Below are 21,060 nucleotides of genomic sequence, written 5' to 3'. Positions count from 1 at the left end.
GGCGCCGCCCCAGGCCTCCGATAGGTTCCTCGTCATGAGTGCGCCCGGCCTCGACCCGACCTTCAGCGACCTGCCGCACCGCCGGCTCGGCGACGTGGCCCTCGCCCGTGCCCAGGAGCTGGGCGCCAGCCATGCTGACTTCCGGTTCGAGCGCAACCGCTACCAGTACCTCGGCGCCCGCGACGGCGTGCTGCAGACCGCGAGCGACGCCGAGGACCTCGGCTTCGCCGTCCGCGTCGTCCACCAGGGCGCCTGGGGCTTCGCCTCCGGCGTCGTCCTGACCGACGACGAGGCCCGTCGGGTCGCGGAAACGGCGGTCGCGGTCGCCCGGGTGGCCGCGACGATGACCACGACGCCCGTCGAGCTGGCGCCCGAGCCGGTGCACGACGACGTCACATGGGTCTCCGGCTACGACATCAACCCGCTCGACGTACCCACTCCCGAGAAGGGCGCGCTCCTGGTCGACTGGACCGAGCGCCTGCGCACCGGCACGGCCGTCGCCCACGCGACCGCCTTCCTGCAGCAGGTGCAGGAGAACAAGTACTACGCCGACCTCAGCGGCACCCGGACCACCCAGCAGCGGGTGCGGCTCCAACCCGGCTTCGAGGCCACGGGCGAGGACGCCGAGACCGGCATCTTCGACTCGATGGCCTCCATCGCGCCGCCGGTGGGTCGCGGGTGGGAGTACCTCTCCGGAGCCCACTGGGACTGGGACGCCGAGCTCGCGGAGGTGCCTGAGCTGCTCGCGGAGAAGCTGAAGGCGCCGACCGTCGAGGCCGGCACCTACGACCTCGTGGTGCACCCGTCCAACCTGTGGCTCACCATCCACGAGTCGATCGGGCACGCGACCGAGCTCGACCGTGCGCTGGGCTACGAGGCCAACTACGCCGGCACGTCGTTCGCGACCTACGACAAGCTCGGCACCCTCCAGTACGGCTCACCGGTAATGAACGTCCGCGGCGATCGCACGCAGGAGCACGGCCTGGCGACGGTCGGCTACGACGACGAGGGCGTCCGGACCCAGGAGTGGGACATCGTCCGCGACGGCGTGCTGGTGGGCTACCAGCTCGACCGCTCCATGGGCCACCTCAAGCCGGAGCTGAACGACGGGCGGTCCAACGGCTGCGCGTACGCCGACTCGTCGGGCCACATCCCGATCCAGCGGATGGCCAACGTGTCGCTGATGCCCGGCGCCGACGACCTCGGCACCGACGACCTGATCTCCCGCGTGGAGCGCGGCATCTACGTCGTCGGTGACAAGTCGTGGTCGATCGACATGCAGCGCTTCAACTTCCAGTTTACCGGCCAGCGGTTCTACGCGATCGAGGACGGCAAGCTCGCCGGGATGCTGCGCGACGTGGCCTACCAAGCCACCACGACCGACTTCTGGGGCTCCATGGAGGCCGTCGGCGGACCCGACACCTGCGTGCTCGGCGGCGCCTTCAACTGCGGCAAGGCGCAGCCCGGGCAGGTCGCCGCCGTCAGCCACGGGTGCCCCACCGCCCTCTTCCGCGGGGTCAACATCCTCAACACCATCGACGAGGCGGGCCACTGATGACCTCCCTGCGCAGCACCCCCCAGCAGCTGGTCGAGCACGCGCTCGCGTCCTCGACCGCCGACGACTGCATCACGATCGTCCGCGACGTCACCAGCGCCAACCTGCGCTGGGCCAACAACACGCTGACCACCAACGGCGTGATGACCGAGGTGTCGGTGACCGTGATCAGCTTCGCCTCCGTGCCGGGCGGCGTCGCCACGGGCTCGGTGTCCGGCAGCGCCTCCACGCCCGAGCAGGTCACCGTGCTCGTGCAGGCCGCCGACGCGGCCGCTCGAGCCGGATCCCCCGCGGAGGACGCGGCCGAGCTCGTCACGGACTCCACCTCGCCGGACTGGGACGTCGAGCCGGAGACGACCGACATCGGCGTCTACGACGCGTTCGCGCCCGCTCTCGGCGAGGCGTTCCTCGAGGCGGGCGCCGAGCACCGGCTGCTCTACGGCTTCGTCAACCACGATGTCGCGACCACCTACCTCGGGTCGAGCCGCGGCCTTCGCCTGCGGCACGTGCAACCCACCGGGCACTACGCCTGCACCGGCAAGGACAGCTCACTCACCCGCAGTGCCTGGACCGGTGGCGCGACCCGCGACTTCCGCGACGTCGACGCCGCGGCGATGGCCGCGACCGTCGCCCAACGGCTCGCCTGGGCCGCGCGCCGCATCGACCTGCCCGCCGGGCGCTACGACACGATCCTGCCGCCGTCCTCGGTCGCCGACCTGATGATCGACGCCTACTGGGGCGCGGGCGCGCGCGTGGCCCACGAGGGCGAGTCGGTCTACAGCCGCCGCGGCGGAGGCACGCGCATCGGTGACAAGATCGCCGCGCCGGGCGTCAGCCTCTTCTCCGACCCGGCCTACCCGGGGCTCGAGTGCGCCCCGTTCGCCATCGCGGGGGCGTCCGACAACACCGACTCGGTCTTCGACAACGGCCTGGCGCTCGAGCGCACCGACTGGATCCGCGACGGCCTGCTGACCGGACTGCTCCAGACCCGCCACTCCGCCGGGATGACCGGTCAACCGGTCACCCCGATGATCGACAACCTCGTCCTGGAGGTGGGCGACGGCGCCGGCACGATCGAGGACATGGTCGCCGGCACGCAGCGCGGCCTGCTGCTGACGTGCCTGTGGTACATCCGCGAGGTCGACCCGCAGACGATGCTGCTCACCGGTCTGACCCGCGACGGCGTCTACGTCGTCGAGGACGGCGAGATCGTCGGCGCGGCCAACAACTTCCGCTGGAACGAGAGCCCGATCGACCTGCTCAACCGGTTCAGCGCCGCCACCGAGACGGTGCCGAGCTTCAGCCGCGAGTGGGGCGACGCCTATTTCTCCCGCACGGCCACGCCCGCCCTGCGGATCCCCGACTTCAACATGTCGAGCGTGTCGCAGGGCGTGTGACCGCGGCGTCGTCACCGGGGGCGGCCGCCCGGGATCTCGACCTCCGGGTCGTAGGGCGTACGGGTGTAGACGAACGTCGCGCACTCGAGGTGGCTGACCGACCCGTCCGGACGGCGTACGACGTCGAGCCGCTCGCCGCGGTGGTAGCCCACGACGCCGACCAGCGTCCCGTGCACAAGCTCGAAGCGGTCGGTCACGACGTTGCCGCGGGCCATCGCCCGCATCTCGACGCCGTCGTTGTGCCAGCGCACGTCGTAGGCGGTGTTGCCCCAGAACCACAGCCCCGGCACGTCGCTCGCCTCCACCGGGACCCTGACGGTCGGGCGCCACGGAGGCGGCCGGGAGTCGTCGGCGTCGGGGTCGCCCTCGATGAGCGAGACGGCGAGGTCCCGGGGGTCGATGCCCGTGGTCGCGTTGGTGAGCACGGCCGCGCCGATGCCACTGTCCGGGTCCACGTGCAGGGCGGCCAGGAAGCCGGGCATCGAGCCGTTGTGGCCCACCAGCCGCCCACCGGGGTGGACGCCCAGCATCAGCCCGAGCCCGTAGTCGGCGGTCACGGGTCGCTGCATCTCCTCCAGCGAGGAGGTCGCCAGCACGTCGGGGCGGGCACCGCCCAGCACTTGGCCCCACGTGACGAGATCAGCCAGGGTCGACCAGAGCTGTCCGGCCGGAGCCATCGCCCCGGTGTCGGTGAGCGGCTCGTGGACCCGGACACCCGTGAAGTGGTCGACGCTCCAGCCGGGCTGGGCGCCGGGACGCGGCAGGTACGACGTCGCCCGCATGCCGAGGGGCTGGAGGAGGCGCTCGGACACCAGCGTCCGCCAGGGCGTACCGAACCGTCGGGCGACCACCTCACCGAGGAGGCCGTAGCCGAGGTTGGAGTAGTGGAACCAGGCGCCCGCCGGCGCCACCCTGCCGCTGCCGTCGTTGGCCGCGGCCAGTGCCGTGAAGTCGCCTCCCCGCGTGCGCTCCCACCACGGGCCTCGTGGCTCGCTCTGCATCCCCGACGAGTGTGCGAGCGCGTCGCGGACCGTCACGTCGCCGTAGCCGACGTCGCCCAGGTGCGCGGCGAGCGGGTCGTCGAGGTCGAGCAGTCCCTCGTCACGGGCCTGGACGACGAGGACGGCCGTCAGCGTCTTGGTGATCGACCCGATCCGGTACTGGCCGTCGAGGCCGGGCGCCTGCCCGGCCCCGCCCGCCCACACCGCGCCATAGCGGTCGAAGACCGCGCCGACGACGGACGTCAACCGCCCCTCCGCCTGGGCGACGTCGAGCAGTCGCTGGCGCTGGATGCTCACGATGGCGACCCTAGAGCAGCGCGCCCGGTCAGTCCTGCGCGAAGGCCTCCGGCGGGGGGCACGCGCAGACCAGGTTGCGGTCGCCGTACGCCTGGTCGATGCGAGCCACCGGCGGCCAGTACTTGTCCGGGTCGATGCCGCGCGGGAACACGCCGAGCTCGCGCGAGTAGGGGCGGTCCCACTCGCCGACGAGCGCGCGTGCGGTGTGCGGCGCGTGGCGCAGCGGCGAGTCCTCCGGGCTCCACTCCCCCGTCTCGACACGGGCGATCTCCTGGCGGATCGCGATCATCGCGTCGCAGAAGCGGTCGATCTCCTCGAGGTCCTCGGACTCGGTGGGCTCCACCATCAGGGTCCCGGCCACCGGGAACGACATCGTGGGTGCGTGGAAGCCGTGGTCGACGAGACGCTTGGCGACGTCGTCGACGCTCACGCCGCTGGCCTTGGTGATGCCCCGCAGGTCGAGGATGCACTCGTGGGCCACCAGGTTGCCGTGCCCGCGGTAGAGCACCGGGAAGTGCTCCCCGAGGCGGTGGGCGATGTAGTTGGCCGACAGGACCGCGACGGCCGTCGCCCGGGTCAGCCCCTGCGCGCCCATCATCCGGATGTAGGCCCACGTGATCGGCAGGATGCCGGCGGAGCCGTACGGTGCGGCACTGATGGGGCCGATGCCGTCGCGCTTCTCGGTCTCCGGGTGCCAGGCGTGGGAGGGCAGGTACGGCGCCAGGTGGGCGCGTACGGCGACCGGGCCGACGCCGGGGCCACCGCCGCCGTGCGGGATGCAGAACGTCTTGTGCAGGTTGAGGTGGGAGACGTCGCCGCCGAACTCCCCGGGGCGGGCCCAGCCGAGCAGCGCGTTGAGGTTGGCCCCGTCGACGTAGACCTGCCCGCCGTGGTCGTGCACGATCTTGCACAGGTCGGTGATGGTGTCCTCGTAGGCTCCGTGGGTGGAGGGGTAGGTCACCATGATCGCGGCCAGGGTCTCAGCGTGCTGGTCGCACTTGGCGAGCAGGTCGTCGAGGTCGACGGACCCGTCGTCGGATGCCTTCACCACGACGACCTTCATCCCGGCCATGACGGCCGACGCGGCGTTGGTGCCGTGGGCCGAGGACGGGATCAGGCACACGTCGCGGACTGGCTCAGCGCCGTTGGCAGACCGATTGGCAGCGTGGTAGCCGCGGATCGCCAGCAGGCCGGCCAGCTCACCCTGGGAGCCGGCGTTGGGCTGCACCGAGACCTTGTCGTAGCCGGTGACCTCGGCCAACCACCGCTCGACGTCGTCGACGAGCTCGCGGTAGCCGGTGGCGTCCTGGGCGGGCGCGAAGGGGTGCAGGTCGGCGAAGCCGGGCAGGCTGATCGGCTCCATCTCGGTGGTCGCGTTGAGCTTCATCGTGCAGGACCCGAGCGGGATCATGCCGCGGTCCAGCGCGTAGTCGCGGGACGAGAGCCGGTGCAGGTAGCGCAACATCTGCGTCTCGCTGTGGTGGGAGTTGAAGACCTCGTGGGTGAGGAAGTCGGTGGTGCGGCGCAGGGCCTCGGGCAGGCCGGTGGAGGCACCGCCGTCGCCGGGCGCGACGCCGAAGGCGCGCAGCACCGCCGAGACGGTCGACGGGCTGGTGCGCTCGGACGTCGACAGGCCGACGTGGTCGGCGTCGATCGCGCGCAGGTGCAGGCCGACCTGGCGGGCCGCCGCGATCACGTCGCCGGCGCGGCCGGGGACCGCCACGGTCAGCGTGTCGAACCAGGTGTCGTTGATGACCTCCACTCCCCCGGCCCGCAGCGCCTCGGCGATGCGGCTGGCGTGGTCGTGGGTGCGCTGCGCGATCCGGCGCAGGCCCTCGGGACCGTGGTAGACGGCGTACATCGACGCCACGACGGCGAGGAGCACCTGCGCGGTGCAGATGTTGGACGTGGCCTTGTCGCGGCGGATGTGCTGCTCGCGCGTCTGGAGGGCGAGCCGGTAGGCCGGGCGGCCCTCCGCGTCGACGGACACACCTACCAGTCGGCCCGGCAGGTGCCGCTCGAGACCGGCCGACACCGACATGTAGCCGGCGTGCGGACCGCCGTAGAAGAGGGGTACGCCGAAGCGCTGCGACGAGCCGACCACGACGTCGGCGCCGAAGGTGCCGGGCGCCTCGAGCAGGGCGAGGGCGAGGAGGTCGGCCGCCACGACGGCCAGGGCACCGCGCTCGTGCGCGGCCTCGATGACGGGCCGCGGGTCACGGACGGCGCCGGAGGCACCGGGGTACTGGACCAGCACGCCGCACAGGTCTCCCTCGGGCAGTCCCCCGTCGAGGTCGGCGACGATGACCTCGATGCCCATGCCCTCGGCACGGGTCCGCACCACGTCGATCGTCTGCGGGAGCGCGTCGGCGTCCACGACGAACGGTCCGGTCCTGTTCCGCTGCGCCCGGCGCACGAGCGTCATCGCCTCCGCGGCAGCGGTGCCCTCGTCGAGCAACGAGGCGTTGGCGGTGGGCAGACCCGTCAGGTCGGCCACGACGGTCTGGAAGTTGAGCAGCGCCTCGAGGCGGCCCTGGGAGATCTCCGGCTGGTAGGGCGTGTAGGCGGTGTACCAGGAGGGGTCCTCGAGCACGTTGCGCCGGATCACCGCCGGCGTGATGGTGGCGTGGTAGCCGAGCCCGATCATGGCCTCCGCCGGCCGGTTCTGCGAGGCGAGGGTGCGCAGCGCGCGTGCCGTCGCCTCCTCGTCGAGGGGGTCGGGGAGGTCGAGCGCCGCGGCCGAGCGGATGCCGTCAGGCACCGCGGCCGTCATGAGTGCCTCGAGCGACTCGTGTCCGATCGCCTCGAGCATGTGGGCGACGGCGGCGTCGTCCGGGCCGATGTGCCGGGCGACGAACTCGCCGAGCCCTTCGACGGCGCTGGATCCGGAGGTCGGGGTGAGGTCGGGCACGCAGGCTCCCTGAGGTCGCATCACTGGACCTCCCCCTCTGTCGGTCCGGTGACCTCCAGAGTGCCAACCCAGCGCGGTCCGGGTGCCTGAGAGGTTCCGGGGAGGAATTGCCCCTTCGGCGCGCGACGTGTGGTCCGGGGACCGCGCGCCGCGACTCTCCCGCATGGGATGTCGGCGTCACCGAGTCTAGCGGGGGTGGGCGGAAATGCCCGAAGCCGCCCGGCGAACCGGGCGGCCTCGTGGAAGGACAGGAGGGTCGGGGGCCCGGGGTCAGCCGGTCTGCCGTGCGGCGCGGCGGGCGGCGAGCTCGTCGCTGGGCGACGGCGCGGCCTGCTCGGCGGTCCGCTCGGACGGCAGCTCGGCGAGGGTGCCCTCGATCTCGCGCCACACACCGCCGATGGCGATGCCGAAGACGCCCTGGCCGCCCTGGAGGAGGTCGATGACCTCGTCGTTGCTGGTGCACTCGTAGACCGAGGCGCCGTCGCTCATCAGCGTCACGCGCGTCAGGTCGTCGGTGCCGCGCTCGCGGAGGTGCGCGGTGGCGGTGCGGATCTGCTGCAGCGAGATGCCGGCGTCGAGCAGGCGCTTGACGACCTTGAGTATCAGGATGTCGCGGAAGGAGTAGAGCCGCTGCGACCCGGAGCCGGCGGCCCCGCGGACGCTCGGCTCCACCAGGCCGGTGCGGGCCCAGTAGTCGAGCTGGCGGTAGGTGATGCCGGCGGCGTTGCAGGCTGTCGGGCCGCGGTAGCCGGTGTCGCTCGGCAGCGGCGAGACATCGTCGGCGAAGAGCAGGCCCTGCTCCTCGGCGAGATCAGTGGCCTCGGCCTCGGCCTTGATGCGCGCGGCGTCGGCGCCCTTCTCGTTCTCGTTGCTCACCACAGCGACCCTCCAGGTCAGTTCCTCCGCTACGCGGTAACTCCTGGGGGAAGGGCCCGCCCGGCTGCCGGAGGACCGACAACCACAACGGTGGAGTTACAACAGAGACAGTTCAAACTAAGCCCGATCCCCCGGGTTGTCCATCCACGAGGCGGCGTGTCGCAACCCTCAACCTCAACTTGAGGGTGAGGCTTTGCGCCTGCTCAGTGGGCTTCGAAGTCGTCGGGTGAGACGTGGTCGAGGAACTCGCGGAACCGCTCGACCTCGTCCTCCTGCTCGGCGGGCACCGCCAGGCCGGCCTCGTCCAGCACCGCCTCGGCGCACACGATCCGCGAGCCGGTGCGCAGCGCCAGCGCGATGGAGTCCGAGGGACGGGCACCGACCTCGGCCCCGCCGTCGAATACCAGCTGTGCGAAGAACACGCCGTCCCTCATGTCGACGATGCGGACCTCGTCGAGGCGCTGCCCGGTGGCCTCGAGCACGTCGCGCATCAGGTCGTGGGTGAGCGGGCGCGGCGGCGTGACGCCCTGCTGCGCAAAGGCGATCGCCGTCGCCTCGACCGCGCCGATCCAGATCGGCAGGTAGCGCTCCCCGGTCACCTCTCGCAGGAGCACGATCGGCTGGTTGGAGGGCATCTCGACGCGGACTCCGACGACGTCCATTTCGCGCATGCGTCCACCCTACTCATGTGCCCTGATGGCACCACGGTGGCGGGTCGGGTGCGTCAGCCGCGGTCGAGACCGACCTTGACGAGGGTCGCGTGCAGGCGGACCGACAGTGCCGCGATCTCGGACGTGGCGTCCTCGGCGCGTCCCCGGGCGGCGGCGTCGCGGCCCCGCGCGAGGGGTGCGACCACCTGCTGGACGAGGCCCACCTCCCGGTCGGCGGCCGTCTTGAAGGCACGCAGGTGCCGGGGCTCGAAGCCGAAGTCGGCGAGCTCGCGCGCGGTCTGCGCGACGACGAGGGCGTCGCTGTCGAAGTGGCCGGTGCCGCTGCGCGCGCTGAGCAGGCCGTACTGCTCGAGCTCGACCAGCAGCTCCTCGGTGATGTCGGCGACCTTGAGCAGCTCGCGGCGCGAGAGGCGCAGGTCGCTGGTGCGCCGGAACGACTCGGGGCTCGGCAGCCCGTCCGCGCTCAGCGCCACCTTGGGAACTGTGGGCACGACGGAGTCGATCGCGGGCGGCTCGAGGCCTCGGTCGATGGCGTCGAGGTGGTCGCCGATCACCTTCAGCGGCAGGTAGTGGTCACGCTGCATCGTCAGGATGTAGCGCAGGCGCGAGACGTCGTCGGCGGAGAACTTGCGGTAGCCGGCTGCGGTCCGCTCGGGCTTGACGAGGCCCTGGTCCTCGAGGAAGCGGATCTTGGGGATGGTCACCCCGGGGAAGTCCGCGCGCAGCTGGTCGAGCACCTGCCCGATGTTGTAGCGGGCGCCGCGACTCGAGCCCGCGGCTGTCGAGGCACTCACGGATCAGCTGTTCGGGTGGGAGGAGAAGAACACCAGGCGATACTTGCCGATCTGGACCTCGTCGCCGTCGTTGAGCTCGACGGAGTCGATCCGGTCGCGGTTGACGTAGGTGCCGTTGAGGCTGCCCACGTCGCTGACGGTGTAGCCGACGCCCGACCGGCGGAACTCCGCGTGGCGGCGCGACACGGTGACGTCGTCGAGGAAGATCTCGCTGTCGGGGTGGCGCCCGGCGCCCACGACGTCGGTGTCGAGGAGGAAGCGGCTGCCCGCGCTCGGCCCGCGCTGCACGACGAGCAGGGCGTGGCCCTCGGGGAGGGCGTCCACCGCTGCGGCGTCGACGGGGCTGAGCTGGCGGTCCGAGGACTCGCGCTGGTCCGGGGCCCCGAAGGTGATGGTCGCAGTGGACTCGACCGGGCTCGCGCCCGTGTCCTCCCCAGCGAGCAGCTTGGTGCCGCACTGGGCACAGAAGCGCGCATCGTCTGGGTTCTGCTTGCCACAGGCGGTGCAGAACGGCATGGAAAGCTCCTCGACGGATCGACGCCCAACCCTCAGCCGAGGGTTGAGGTTGACGGTTTCCCCGAACCTACCAGCCCGCTGGAGGCGACGCCGGGCGGTCGGGGAACACCGAACGACAGGTGGTGCGGCTCAGCCGTCCAGGCCGGCCTGGTACGCCGAGGCGTCCATCAGGCCGTCGACCTGCGAGCTGTCGGCGACGGAGACCTCGAACAGCCAGCCGGCCTCGTAGGGGTCGCTGTTGACGAGCTCGGGGGTGGAGTCGAGGGCGGCGTTGGTGGCGACGATCTCGCCGGTCACCGGCGCGTAGATGTCGCTGACCGACTTGGTCGACTCCAGCTCGCCGCACGTGTCCCCCGCCGTCACCTGGTCGCCGACCTGCGGCAGGGAGACGTACACGATGTCGCCGAGCGCGTCCTGCGCGAAGTCGGTGATCCCGACCCGGACCGAGCCCTCGGTGTCACCGGGGCTGCGGACCCACTCGTGCTCGCTGGTGTACTTGAGGTTCTCCGGATACACGGGGACTCCTAGTGCGTGAGGCGTCGGTTGAGGTGGGGTACGGCGTGATGACGAGGTGACGTCGGGGAGGCTGCGGGGGTGTCCGGCAGGCTACTGGCCGCTGCCGGGCTCCGCATACTCAGGTCGCGCGGGTTCGCGGACGCTCGTGATGTCGACGGACTCGAGCTCCTCGACCTCGACCGAGGCTCCGTCGTAGGTCTCGAGCGTCTCGATGGGCCCGGTCGAGAAGGTGAGCGCCGTGTGCAGCACGTGCGGGTCGCCGATCACCTCGAGGACGTAGGGCGGCTCGAGGAGCTGGCCGTCGAGCTCGATGCCGCCGACGGCGTTGTCGAACGAGCTGTCCGCACCGACCCGGATCGAGTCGTTGAACTCCATCGCCTCGGCGCCGGCCGTGCGCAGCTCCTGCACGGTGTCGAGCAGCGAGCCGACGTTGACCCGGCTGGACGACTCGTTGATGGTCATCCGCAGGCCGGGGCCGGTGACGGGCACCAGGCCGGCGACGATGTTGAGGGTCCTGACCCGCTGCTCGGCCTCGTCCAGGGCCGCGGACCGGGCCCGGCTCTCGTTGGTCAGCTCGTCACGGCGCGCCTCCAGCCGGCCGACCTCGCGCCGGGCGCGCTCAGCCGTGCCGGTCAGGCCGTCGAGGACCTCGATCAGCTCGCTCTCGCGCAGCCCGGAGTAGGTGTCGTTGGCCTTCGTGTCGCGCACCTGCACGACGAACGCGAAGCCGAGGACGGCGAGCAGCACGGCAACGACCACCTGGCGCCGCGACGGCCGTACGACGGCGTGGCGCAGGCGCTCGCGACCGGGCTCGGGGTCGCGGTCGGTGCGGTGCGCAGGGTGCGCCTCGTGACCGGGCTCGGGTCCTTGGTCAGGCATGGGATCGGGCGTGGGATCAGGCATGGGCATCAGGCGTGGAAGACGTGCCTGCGGATGGCGGCGACGTTGGAGAAGATGCGGATGCCGAGCACGACGACGACGCCGGTGCTGAGCTGGGACCCGACGCCGAGCTGGTCGCCGAGGTAGACGATCGCCGCCGCGACGACGACGTTGCTCACGAAGGAGACGACGAAGACCTTGTCGTCGAAGATGCCGTCGAGGTAGGCACGCAGCCCCCCGAAGACCGCGTCGAGGGCGGCCACCACCGCGATCGGCAGGTAGTTCTGCAGGCTGAGCGGCACATCGGGCGCGAAGACCAGCCCGACGATGATGCCCAGGAGCAGGCCAAGGGCGGCGATCACGGCGAGCTCCCCTCCTGTGCTGGTCCGCCGTAGGGTTCGGCGTCGAGGCCGATCACATCACGAAGGACACGTTCGGGCGCAGCCGGCAAGCGGATGTCGTCGACATTCTCGGCCTCGTACACGAACCCGAAGTTGCTGACTCGGTTGAACCACTGCTGGCCCTGGTAGGTCTCGACGAGTCGGGCCTGCAGCGTGCGCGGATCGCCGATCGCCGAGACGACGTAGGGGGCGTTGACGGGGCGGCCGTTGACGTGGACGGCCCGGTTGGTGTTCCGGATGCCGCCGAGCGCGTTGATCCGCTGGTCGTTGATCGCGACGGCCTCGGCGCCCGCTGCGAACAACCCGTCGACCAGGGTGGCGAGGTCCTCGTCGAGCACCTCGCCGTCCACCTCGTCACCGGGACGGTCGTCGACCGTGATGCGCACGCCCGGACCGTGCACGGCCGAGAAGCCGGTGATGAGCTCGGCGCGGCGCACCCGCGTCTCCACCTCGCCCAGGTCCGTCTGGGTCCTCGTGCTGTTGCTGGCGACGGCGGCGTTGAAGCGGGTCAGCCTCGCGACGTCGGCCTGCAGGGCACGGACGTCGTCGCTGCGGGTGTCGATCTGCTCGACCAGCGCGGCTCGGCTGAGCTCGTTGGCCGGTGCCTCCCGGTCGGTCTGCACGGCGACGACCGCCGCCATCACGCCGAGCGCCGCGATGGCGAGGAAGCTCGACCAGTGCGGCCGCGCCGCGCGCGGACCTGCGTCGCCCGCCTCGGCCCGCTTCTGGGCGACGTGGGCGTAGTCCTCGTCCATGGACCGGGTGGTGATCAGCGTCAGCAGCGGAGTCGTGACGTGCTCGGGGAGCCGGCGGCCGGCATCGGGCTCGCCCGACGCCGCCGGGGTGCCCGCCGTCGTGTCAGCCATGGTCGGTCGCCGGTGACGTACGACGTGGGGTGTCGCGCAGCAGCGTGCGCACCTGCCAGGCGTAGAGGACACCCGCCCACCAGTAGAGCCCGATCCCCCACCACGCGAAGGCCCACCCGAAGTTGCGCGCGAGGGTGGCGACGATGCCGTCGCCCTCGCCGAGGAGCAGCAGCGGGAAGGCGTAGAGCAGGTTGAACGTGGCGGCCTTGCCGAGGAAGTGCACCGGCAGCGCCGAGTAGCCGCGGGTGCGCAGGATCGGCACGAGGCCCCACAGGAGGAGGTCGCGCAGCGGGAGGGCGATCGCGACCCACCACGGGATGATGTCGCGCAGGAAGAGGCCGAGGACCACGGCCAGGATGTAGAGCCGGTCGGCCACCGGGTCGAGGATCTCCCCCAGCGTGGAGTACTGGTCGAGCCGGCGCGCGAGCCACCCGTCGAGGAAGTCGGTGAAACCGGCGACCATCAGCACCACGAGGGCGATCGCGTCGGCCTCCGGCCCGAGCACCAACCACAGGAAGAGGGGCACGCCGGCAAGCCGCACCACACTGATGATGTTGGGCACGGTCCAGACGCGAGAGGCTTCCTCGGACACGGTCAGACCCTATCCAGCGCTCAGTACGCCTCGACGCCGGACACGTCGTGGTGCGCAGCGTCGCGGATCTCGCCGACGAGCTCCTCGAGCACGTCCTCGAGCGTGACCAGTCCGATCACGCTCCCGTCACGCTCCACGACCCGCGCCATGTGGGCGCCCTTGACCTGGAGGGTCTCCAGCGCGTCGTGGAGCAGGTCGCCGGGGTGCACCGAGGCGAAGGGACGGATCCACTTGTCCTCGATGACGCGCGAGCGCTTGTCGTCGTCGGACTCGAGGGCGTCCTTGATGTGGAGGTAGCCCAGCAGGGTGCCGTCGTCACCGGCGACCGGGAAGCGGCTGAAGCCGGTGGCCGCGCACACCGCCTCGACGTCGGCGACGGTGGAGCCGGGCGCCACGGTGGCCAGGGTGGCGGGGGCCATGACGATCGAGGCGACCGACTTCTCGGTGAAGCCGAGGGCGCCCGCGAGGCGGTCGTACTCGTCGGCCTCGATGAGTCCCTCGCCGCGCGACTCCTCGACGAGCGCTGCGACCTCCTCGCGGGTGAAGCTCGAGTGCACCTCGTCCTTGGGCTCGATGCGCAGGAGGCGGAGCACCCCGTTGGCGGCCAGGTTCATGACGGCGATCACCGGGCGCAGCACGGTGACGATCGCCATCATCGGCGGGCTGAGGACCAGGGCCGCACGGTCGGCGCCCGCGAGGGCGATGTTCTTGGGCACCATCTCCCCGAGGACGACGTGCAGGTAGACCACGACCGACATCGCGACCACGAACGACACCGGGTGCAGCAGGTTGTCGGGCATCCGGGCGGCATGGAACACCGGCTCCAGCAGGTGGGCGACCGCGGGCTCGCCGATGGCACCGAGCCCCAGCGAGCACACGGTGATCCCGAGCTGGGCGCCGGCCATCACGAGCGAGACGTTCTCCATGGCCCGCAGCGTGGTCCGGGCGGCGCGTGAGCCCTCCTGCGCCCGCGGCTCGATCTGGCTGCGCCGCGCGGCGAGCAGGGCGAACTCGGCGCCCACGAAGAAGGCGTTGAGGGCGAGCAGGACGACGGCCAGGCCGACGCCGAAGAGGTCACTGTTCATGGTCGGCCTCCCCCACCAGGACGAGGTCGATGCGGTCGATGCGCAGGCCGTCCATCCGCTGCACGGTCAGGGTCACGAGACGCTCACGCACCTCGTGGGGGTCGCTGCGGTCGGGCACCGGCAGCTCGACGCGGTCGCCCGGCTCCGGGATCTTGCCCAGCTCACGCATGACGAGGCCGGCCACGGTGTCGTAGTCGTCGTGGTCGGGCAGCTCGATGTCGGTGACGTCCTCGACCTCGTCGGGCCGCAGGAGCCCCGAGAGGGTCCAGCTCCCGTCGCGGCGCTGGCGGATGCGCGCGCCGAGCCGGTCGTGCTCGTCGGAGATGTCGCCGACGATCTCCTCGACGACGTCCTCGAGCGTCACGATGCCCGCGTGGCCGCCGTACTCGTCGAGCACGATGGCCATCTGGAAGCCGTCCTGGCGCAGCAGGGCCAGGAGTGGGTCGAGCCGCAGGCTGTCGGGCACCACGACCGGCTTGACCATGACGTGCTTGATGCGGGTCGTGGTCCGTTCGTGCACCGGCACGGCGACCGCGTGCTTGACGTGCACCGTGCCGACCACGGTGTCCTCGGAGTCGAGGACCGGGAAACGCGAGTGACCGGTCTGGCGCGCCAGGTCGATGACGGAGGAGACCCGGTCGCCGTCCTCGACCGTCGTGGTCCGCACGCGCGGGGTCATGATCTCGCCGGCCGTGCGGGTGCCGAACTCGACCGAGCGCTCGACGAGCTCGGCGGTGTCGGCGTCGAGGGTGCCCTGGTCGGCGGACCGCTGCACGAGCGAGGCGAGCTCCTGCGAGCTCCGGGCGGAGCGGAGCTCCTCCTGCGGCTCGATGCCGAGGCGGCGCACGATCGCGTTGGCCGACCCGTTGAGTGCCCGGATGGGCCCGCGGGTGAGGGCGGTGAAGCCGCGCATGAAGCCCTGGGTCGTGCGGGCGGTCTGCAGCGGCCGGGCGATGGCGATGTTCTTGGGCACCATCTCGCCGAAGATCATCGTCACCACGGTGCCGAGGACCAGGCCGAGTGCCAGCGCGAGGGGCGTGACCGCACCCTCGGGCACGCCGGCCGCCGCCAGGGGCTCGTCGATGAGGTCGGCGATCGCCGGTTCGGCGAGGAATCCGATCGCCAGGTTGGTGACGGTGATGCCGACCTGGGCGCCCGAGAGCTGTGTCGACAGCGAGCGGAGCGCCAGCTGGACGCCGCGGGCTCCCTCGTCACCGGAGGCCGCGGCACGCTCGACGCTGGGACGGTCGACCGTGACCAACGAGAACTCGGCGGCCACGAACAGGCCGCAGGCGGCCACGAGGGCCAACGAGACGAGCAGGAGCAGGAGGGGGGTCACGACGCGCACCGGGCGATCAGTGCGGTCGTGCGGGGACTTTGACTCTCGTCCATGGCGGCTGCTGCGGGTTCCTTCGTCTCGTGCTGTCGGGGCGTCGCCTGCCGCGGTTGCCGGGCCCGGGCGAGTCCACAGGGTATCGGTGGAGACCATTGTCGCCCCAGTCGTCGTGTCGCTTTGGGGAGGCGGGTGGCAGCGCCCTAGTCTTGCGCCGGTACAGGGGCGGGCGACAAGGACCCTCAGGGTCTCGGCGAGGGGCATGATGCGAGCGTGGGCACAGTCGATCACGGCTGCCCTCCTCGTCGTACTCGTCGCCACCCTCGCCACGGTCACCGCGACCAGCGACACCGGTGAGGCGCGCACCCCCGGCTCGGTGCGGATGGTCCAGGGCACCCAGTCCCCCACCGCGGAGGCAGACGGGCCGACCCGTCCCAACCTGGTCTTCGTGCTCACCGACGACATGCGCGACGACGACCTCGACCACATGCCGATCACCCGGCGGCTGCTGGCCGACCAGGGCATGGAGTTCACCGACGCGATCTCGCCGCACCCGCTCTGCTGCCCGGCGCGCGCCCAGCTCGCCACCGGCCAGTACGCCCAGAACAACGGCGTCCAGCACAACCGCGGCGTGCACGGCGGGTTCCAGGCGCTCGACCCGTCCCAGGAGGCGAGCACCTGGTTCCGCAGCAGCGGCTACCGCACCGGCTTCGTCGGCAAGTTCCTCAACGGCTACGGCCCCCGGGACGTACGCCCCGCCGGCTGGTCGCGTTGGGACGCGCTCACCCGGGGCGTCTACGACTACGTCGACTTCTCGATGACCGGCGACGGCGACCCCCGGCGCTACACCGACAGCTACATCACCTCGGTGATCGAGGACCACACCAACGAGGCGGTGCGCGACTTCGCCCGCAGCGGCGACCCGTTCGTCGTCTACGCGTGGCACCTCGCCCCGCACTACCGGATCAGCCCCGAGGGCGGTCGTGGCCTGCCGCCCGCGGAGCCGCAGGACGAGCACCTGTTCCTCGACGAGCGCCCGTCGGCCTTCGACGACCCGGCCTTCGACGAGGAGGACGTGTCCGACCAACCCGCCTACCTGCGTCGGGGCACCCCGGTCTCGCGCGAGGAGGTCGTCGCGGAGAACACCGCCCGGCTGCAGACGCTGCAGTCCGTGGACCGTGCGGTCGGATCCCTGGTCGAGACGCTGGAGGAGGAGGGAGTGCTCGACGACACCTACATCGTCTTCACCTCCGACAACGGCTACTCCCTCGGCGAGCACCGCTTCGTCGGCAAGGACGTGCTGACGGACGAGGCGCTGCAGGTCCCGCTCCTCGTACGGGGCCCGGACGTGGTCGCCGGCGCCACGTCGCAGCTGCCGGTGACGCTGGTCGACCTGCCCGTCACCTTCGCGGCCCTGACCGGGGTGACCCCGCAGTGGCAGGTGGACGGCACGTCCCTGGCCCCGGCGCTGCGCGGCGAGGACCAGCTGTTCCGCGACACGACACTCATCCAGACCGGCCGCACCCTCGGCGACGGCTGGTCGCACCGCGGGGTGCGCACCGAGCGCTACCTCTACGGCACTGACGGTGTCGACACGTTCCTCTACGACCGGCTCCTCGACCCCGACGAGATGGTCAACCTCGTCGATGACCCGGCCTACGCGGCGGTCCGGTCGACGCTGGAGCTGCGGCGTCGCGAGCTGGTCGACTGCGCGGGGTGGACCTGCAACCAGCAGTTCGGCCCCGTCCCCGAGCCGGTGACGACCGCGGCCCGCGCACCGTCCCCGTGACGCCGTGAGGGAGGCGCTGCACCCCGTCCTCTCCCAGTGCTGCCGGCGCGCCGAGCTCGGCGACTGACCGCCCGTCACTGAGCCGGCAGCGCCGGACCGTCGGACGACCACAACTCGAACCCTCCCGTCGGGCGCACGCGTGGTGAAGGCCGGCGACAACCACTTCTGGTCGTCCGACGCGCCGCGCGTCATGGCCGACGCGAACGCCGCCTCGTCGCGGTCCTGGGCTATCTGCGCCGTCGTCGCCGTCGGCGCCGCGACCCTCGCCATCCGCTGACGTCCAGCGAGACGCGGCCCAACGCAGCAGCGGCGTGGCCCCGGAGGGCCACGCCGCTGGTGTGCGCGTTTTCGAGCCGTCCCACTGCCTCTGGGGGGATCCGCGCCTCGGCGGGAGGTCGGGGCACGGGTGAGCAGTGATGGGCTCGGCGGAACGCGGCCGCCTACTTCCACAGCGCCAGTGCGTTCTCGGGTGTTACGGGTTCGTCCGAGAATTTCTGGGACGTGGCGTGGACCGGTCCGGCGGCCCTCAGTCGGCTTCCCAGTAGGGGCCCTTGCGGTAGGGGTCCCGCTCGATCGTCGTGACCGGCCGGCGCACGGTCCTCCAGACCGTGCGGGGCGTGCCGCTCTCGTCGACCACCGTCCGCGCGACGCGGAAGCTGACGTACGTGGTCGTGTAGGCATTGCGCGAGTTGCGCCTGTGCTTCCACTGGTGGTCGAAGTTCTTCACGTACTTCCGCGTGAGCTTCTTGCCGCGGATCGTCATCCAGAGCTCGTCGTTGCCCGGGCTCAGGCTCGCCCAGTTGGAGGAGCCGGTGACGGTCATGTGGGTGTCGGGGTTGCCGTTGTAGGTGCCCTGGATCGCGACGTACTTCTGGTGACTGTAGAAGCTCAGGATGAGGTCGTCCTTGCCGTCCTTGTTCAGGTCGTAGTCGTCGTCGGGGTTGAAGTCCAGGCCGGTGGAGCGCAGTGGGATCCGCCCGCGCGGCGTGGGTGCACCTACGACCCGCTTGGTGTGGAAGCCGATCAGGCCGTACATGACGCGCACCTTGCACCCCTCGATCCACTTCTGCCGGATGGCCGAGGCCAGGTAGTCACCGCGCTTGCCGCGCATGGTGTGCATGGACACCGCGATGCGGCTCCGTCTCTGGCCCCCGGAGCCGTCCGGGGTGAGGCACTGGACCTTTCCGAGCAGGTCGAGGACCAGGTCGTTCCTTGGTCCCGATGGCTTGGGCCAGGCCCAGACCGTGTGCTTGTCGACCGAGTCGTCGCACGCGACACCGTTGGCGGGGGTTCCGCAGAAGAGCTGGGGAGGCTGGCGGGTGGAGTGGTCCCTGCGCATGTCGTTGAACAGCCGGACGAACTCACGGAAGAGCTCGTGGTCGCCGGAGGTGAAGTAGAGGTCGTTCCACTGGTGGATGTCGGCGTTGAGCATCATGTTGGCCGACCCCACGGCGAGCACGTCCGTGGACCTGCCCGCCTGCGAGAACGAGTAGAACTTCGTGTGCATGTTGTTGTACTGGTTCTGCCTGCTCCGGCAACCGGCCGTGCACCGGTAGATGAAGCTCGAGCGGTAGCGCTTCCCCCCGATCTCCCTGCGGACCGCTCGCATCGCCTTGGTGTACTGGTGGTCGTTGAGGATCATCTGCACGTCGACGCCACGTCGGTGCGCGGCGATGAGCGCCTTGGCGACCGGCATCCGGTCGAACGAGTAGACCGCGATCCGGATGGTCGAGCCGCGGGGGGCGTGCTTGATCGTGTCGATGACCTTCCGCTCGATGCGGAACCAGCCCTTCCTGCGGCGCGGGTCGTTGAAGAACGGACCCTGCGGCGCCTTCCACCGCTGGCGATCGGCGGCTTCGACCTTCGCGGCCACAGCCCTCGGTTGCGCCGCCGCCGTCGCCCCTGCGGGGGCTGATGCGACGGGGACCGCCGCCAGTGGAGTGCCCACGACCAGGCACAGGGTGAGCAGGACCAACAACCTCGGCACGAACTCGCCTTCCCGACCGCCACCGTCGGTGGCGTCGTCACGCTCGGGCCCCGGCGCGCGACCCGCTGTCACAGGCGCGGCAGGGCATGTCGACCGGACCCGCGGCGTCCGCTGGTCCGGTCCCGTCCCTGGGGTGACGACGTCCGGTGCGACAAAGTTGTCGGTCCGGGGCGTCTCGTCGTCGAGACGAGGCTCACATCGCGGAGGCCAGTGGCCCGAGGGCCACCGAGTGGTCGGCCCAGACGCCGTCGAAGTGAGCGACATAGGCAGCGTGGATCCCGGCCCGCGGGATCATCACGACGAGCTCGTCGTTGAGGTGCGACACGTCGGACCAGTTCTCCGAGCCGGTCCACACCGCCCGGGTGGCCGAGCCGTCCCAGGTCCCGTCGACCGACATCCACTTCTCGTGGACGAAGTACTCCCACCCGGAGCTCTCGAACCCCGTCGCCACGTTGTCGTCGACGTCGAGCGAGGCACTGCGGACGCGGACGCCCCCCGCGAGGAGGATCTCGACGACCTCCGGTCCGGCGGCGCTGACCAGCGCCTGGACCCGGCACCCCTGCGCCCGCAGCCCGGCGACCCGCCGGGCGAGGTCGGCCCCGCGGGCGCCGCGCCAGCCGTACATGCTGATGCGGAGCACCGTCCGCCCGGCGACGCCGCTGCCGGGCAGCGCCCGGCAGTCGATCCGGGCCAGGCGCTGGGCGACCGCATCGTCGTCCGCGTCGGCGGGCCGCCCGGACGAGACGCTCGTCATCACGTCGCCGTGGGTGAGGTCGAGAGCCGGCGCGTCGACCAGGCGGTCTGCCGACAGCTCGGCGAAGACCCGGCCGTAGTCGTCGTACAGCTGCCGGTCGCCGGTGAAGGTCACCAGGTCGTTCCAGTGCACGCCCGCGGCGTAGCCGGTGAGGTTGGCGGACCCGAGCATCACGACGTCCGCCGTGCCCGCTCCCCCCGAGAACAGGTAGAACTTCATGTGCTGGTTCCCGCGGTCGCCGAGGCGGCAGCTGGCGCGGCACACCTTGACGAAGCTGGGCTCGGTGCTCGTCCGCCCAGACCCGTCGCACACGCCCACGCTCGAGTCCCGGTCTGCGCCCAGCAGCCGCCGCAGGCGCCGGACGGGGGGCGAGACGAAGTTGTCGTTCACGACGACCTGCACGGTGACCTGGCGCCGGGTGCACGCCCGCCGGAGTGCCTCGACGATGTCATGACGGTCGAAGCTGTACGCCGCCATCCGGATCGTGCCGTGGCGCGGAGTGGCGTCGATGGCCCGACGGACGTGGCCGGCGATCCGGTCCTGGTCGGCCACGTCGCCGGTCGGGTCGTTGAACAGCACGCTTGCCGCGGGCGCCGGGACGACGGCGGCCGCCGAGGCGGCCCGCAGACCTGCACCGTCGCCGCCCGCGTGCTGCGCCGAGCCGACTGACGCGCCGCCGAACGCGCGCGCGAACGCGCCCCCGAGCTCGGTGCCGAGCACCGGCGTCGCCACCGCTGCCGCCACGCCGAGGACCACCGTTCCCACCAGCAGGTTGGTTCGCATCTCGACCACCCGATCCGTTGACGGGGGCTTCCTGCCCCGTGGATCGACGGTCTCGCC

The 21,060-nt window shown here is 71.4% G+C and carries 19 protein-coding genes and 1 riboswitch; of the genes, 4 read left to right on the top strand and 15 right to left on the bottom strand.

Going from position 1 to position 21,060, the window contains the following annotated elements; translation table 11 throughout:
• The first annotated feature begins 34 nt into the window (after positions 1–34).
• Complete coding sequence (locus tag ACFQW6_RS04245; protein WP_378541621.1) at positions 35–1,555, top strand: TldD/PmbA family protein; 1,521 nt, start codon at positions 35–37, stop codon at positions 1,553–1,555.
• A complete protein-coding gene (locus ACFQW6_RS04240) occupies positions 1,555–2,952 on the top strand; it encodes a metallopeptidase TldD-related protein (RefSeq protein WP_378541619.1) in 1,398 nt (465 codons plus the stop codon). Before ACFQW6_RS04245 ends, ACFQW6_RS04240 begins: the two co-directional genes overlap by 1 nt.
• An 11-nt stretch (positions 2,953–2,963) precedes the next feature.
• On the opposite strand, the gene ACFQW6_RS04235 is transcribed toward ACFQW6_RS04240, so the two are convergent.
• From ACFQW6_RS04235 to ACFQW6_RS04175, 13 genes are all read right to left on the bottom strand, one after another.
• Entirely contained in the window at positions 2,964–4,250 is a 1,287-nt protein-coding gene (locus tag ACFQW6_RS04235; RefSeq protein ID WP_378541617.1) for a serine hydrolase domain-containing protein, read from the bottom strand.
• Positions 4,251–4,278: 28 nt separating this feature from the next.
• The gene (gene gcvP, locus ACFQW6_RS04230; RefSeq protein WP_378541615.1) at positions 4,279–7,161 is read right to left on the bottom strand and encodes an aminomethyl-transferring glycine dehydrogenase; all 2,883 of its coding nucleotides are present in this window, start codon (positions 7,159–7,161) and stop codon (positions 4,279–4,281) included.
• A 64-nt stretch (positions 7,162–7,225) separates the two neighbouring features.
• Positions 7,226–7,333, bottom strand: a riboswitch (glycine riboswitch).
• Between the two features lie 98 nt (positions 7,334–7,431).
• The gene (locus ACFQW6_RS04225) at positions 7,432–7,998 is read right to left on the bottom strand and encodes a MerR family transcriptional regulator (RefSeq protein WP_378542593.1); all 567 of its coding nucleotides are present in this window, start codon (positions 7,996–7,998) and stop codon (positions 7,432–7,434) included.
• Positions 7,999–8,240: 242 nt separating this feature from the next.
• Positions 8,241–8,708: a bifunctional nuclease family protein gene (locus tag ACFQW6_RS04220; protein ID WP_268110800.1), complete on the bottom strand. Its 468-nt coding sequence runs from the start codon at positions 8,706–8,708 to the stop codon at positions 8,241–8,243.
• Between the two features lie 53 nt (positions 8,709–8,761).
• A complete protein-coding gene (locus ACFQW6_RS04215) occupies positions 8,762–9,502 on the bottom strand; it encodes a MerR family transcriptional regulator (RefSeq protein WP_378541612.1) in 741 nt (246 codons plus the stop codon).
• A 3-nt stretch (positions 9,503–9,505) separates the two neighbouring features.
• The gene (locus ACFQW6_RS04210; protein WP_378541610.1) at positions 9,506–10,018 is read right to left on the bottom strand and encodes an FHA domain-containing protein; all 513 of its coding nucleotides are present in this window, start codon (positions 10,016–10,018) and stop codon (positions 9,506–9,508) included.
• Between the two features lie 129 nt (positions 10,019–10,147).
• On the bottom strand, positions 10,148–10,534 hold the full coding sequence (gene gcvH / locus ACFQW6_RS04205) for a glycine cleavage system protein GcvH (protein ID WP_378541608.1): 387 nt from the start codon (positions 10,532–10,534) through the stop codon (positions 10,148–10,150).
• A gap of 90 nt (positions 10,535–10,624) precedes the next feature.
• Entirely contained in the window at positions 10,625–11,413 is a 789-nt protein-coding gene (locus ACFQW6_RS04200) for a DUF881 domain-containing protein (RefSeq protein WP_378541606.1), read from the bottom strand.
• Between the two features lie 29 nt (positions 11,414–11,442).
• Positions 11,443–11,775, bottom strand: coding sequence for a small basic family protein (locus ACFQW6_RS04195; protein ID WP_378541604.1), 333 nt, complete (start codon positions 11,773–11,775; stop codon positions 11,443–11,445).
• Complete coding sequence (locus ACFQW6_RS04190) at positions 11,772–12,680, bottom strand: DUF881 domain-containing protein (RefSeq protein WP_378541602.1); 909 nt, start codon at positions 12,678–12,680, stop codon at positions 11,772–11,774. The genes ACFQW6_RS04195 and ACFQW6_RS04190 overlap by 4 nt, the downstream gene beginning before the upstream one ends.
• Entirely contained in the window at positions 12,673–13,272 is a 600-nt protein-coding gene (locus tag ACFQW6_RS04185; protein ID WP_378541600.1) for a CDP-alcohol phosphatidyltransferase family protein, read from the bottom strand. The genes ACFQW6_RS04190 and ACFQW6_RS04185 overlap by 8 nt, the downstream gene beginning before the upstream one ends.
• Positions 13,273–13,292: 20 nt before the next feature.
• Positions 13,293–14,357: a hemolysin family protein gene (locus ACFQW6_RS04180; RefSeq protein WP_378541598.1), complete on the bottom strand. Its 1,065-nt coding sequence runs from the start codon at positions 14,355–14,357 to the stop codon at positions 13,293–13,295.
• Complete coding sequence (locus tag ACFQW6_RS04175; RefSeq protein WP_378541596.1) at positions 14,347–15,696, bottom strand: hemolysin family protein; 1,350 nt, start codon at positions 15,694–15,696, stop codon at positions 14,347–14,349. The genes ACFQW6_RS04180 and ACFQW6_RS04175 overlap by 11 nt, the downstream gene beginning before the upstream one ends.
• Before the next feature lie 259 nt (positions 15,697–15,955).
• Here ACFQW6_RS04175 and ACFQW6_RS04170 point away from each other — a divergent pair, with 259 nt between their 5' ends.
• Together ACFQW6_RS04170 and ACFQW6_RS04165 are read left to right on the top strand one after the other, a co-directional pair.
• Complete coding sequence (locus ACFQW6_RS04170) at positions 15,956–17,479, top strand: sulfatase (RefSeq protein WP_378541594.1); 1,524 nt, start codon at positions 15,956–15,958, stop codon at positions 17,477–17,479.
• 139 nt (positions 17,480–17,618) lie between these two features.
• Complete coding sequence (locus ACFQW6_RS04165) at positions 17,619–17,756, top strand: hypothetical protein (protein WP_378541592.1); 138 nt, start codon at positions 17,619–17,621, stop codon at positions 17,754–17,756.
• Between the two features lie 249 nt (positions 17,757–18,005).
• Here the strand turns inward: ACFQW6_RS04165 and ACFQW6_RS04160 are convergent, their stop codons facing one another.
• Both ACFQW6_RS04160 and ACFQW6_RS04155 read right to left on the bottom strand, forming a co-directional pair.
• A complete protein-coding gene (locus ACFQW6_RS04160; RefSeq protein WP_378541590.1) occupies positions 18,006–19,352 on the bottom strand; it encodes a phospholipase D-like domain-containing protein in 1,347 nt (448 codons plus the stop codon).
• A gap of 307 nt (positions 19,353–19,659) precedes the next feature.
• The gene (locus ACFQW6_RS04155) at positions 19,660–21,003 is read right to left on the bottom strand and encodes a phospholipase D-like domain-containing protein (protein WP_378541588.1); all 1,344 of its coding nucleotides are present in this window, start codon (positions 21,001–21,003) and stop codon (positions 19,660–19,662) included.
• Between the last annotated feature and the right edge of the window lie 57 nt (positions 21,004–21,060).

This window comes from Nocardioides sp. GCM10028917 (assembly GCF_042666175.1).
Taxonomy (GTDB): Bacteria; Actinomycetota; Actinomycetes; order Propionibacteriales; family Nocardioidaceae; genus Nocardioides.
Note: the sequence above shows the minus strand (reverse complement) of the source record. Positions and strands in the feature narration are given on the sequence as shown.

Coding starts and splice junctions, on each gene's coding strand:
- ACFQW6_RS04210 (WP_378541610.1), bottom strand. CDS start 10,018: ATGCCGTTCTGCACCGCCTGTGGCAAGCAGAACCCAGACGATGCGCGC.
- ACFQW6_RS04245 (WP_378541621.1), top strand. CDS start 35: ATGAGTGCGCCCGGCCTCGACCCGACCTTCAGCGACCTGCCGCACCGC.
- ACFQW6_RS04180 (WP_378541598.1), bottom strand. CDS start 14,357: ATGAACAGTGACCTCTTCGGCGTCGGCCTGGCCGTCGTCCTGCTCGCC.
- ACFQW6_RS04220 (WP_268110800.1), bottom strand. CDS start 8,708: ATGCGCGAAATGGACGTCGTCGGAGTCCGCGTCGAGATGCCCTCCAAC.
- ACFQW6_RS04170 (WP_378541594.1), top strand. CDS start 15,956: ATGCGAGCGTGGGCACAGTCGATCACGGCTGCCCTCCTCGTCGTACTC.
- ACFQW6_RS04190 (WP_378541602.1), bottom strand. CDS start 12,680: ATGGCTGACACGACGGCGGGCACCCCGGCGGCGTCGGGCGAGCCCGAT.
- ACFQW6_RS04240 (WP_378541619.1), top strand. CDS start 1,555: ATGACCTCCCTGCGCAGCACCCCCCAGCAGCTGGTCGAGCACGCGCTC.
- ACFQW6_RS04200 (WP_378541606.1), bottom strand. CDS start 11,413: ATGCCTGACCAAGGACCCGAGCCCGGTCACGAGGCGCACCCTGCGCAC.
- ACFQW6_RS04155 (WP_378541588.1), bottom strand. CDS start 21,003: ATGCGAACCAACCTGCTGGTGGGAACGGTGGTCCTCGGCGTGGCGGCA.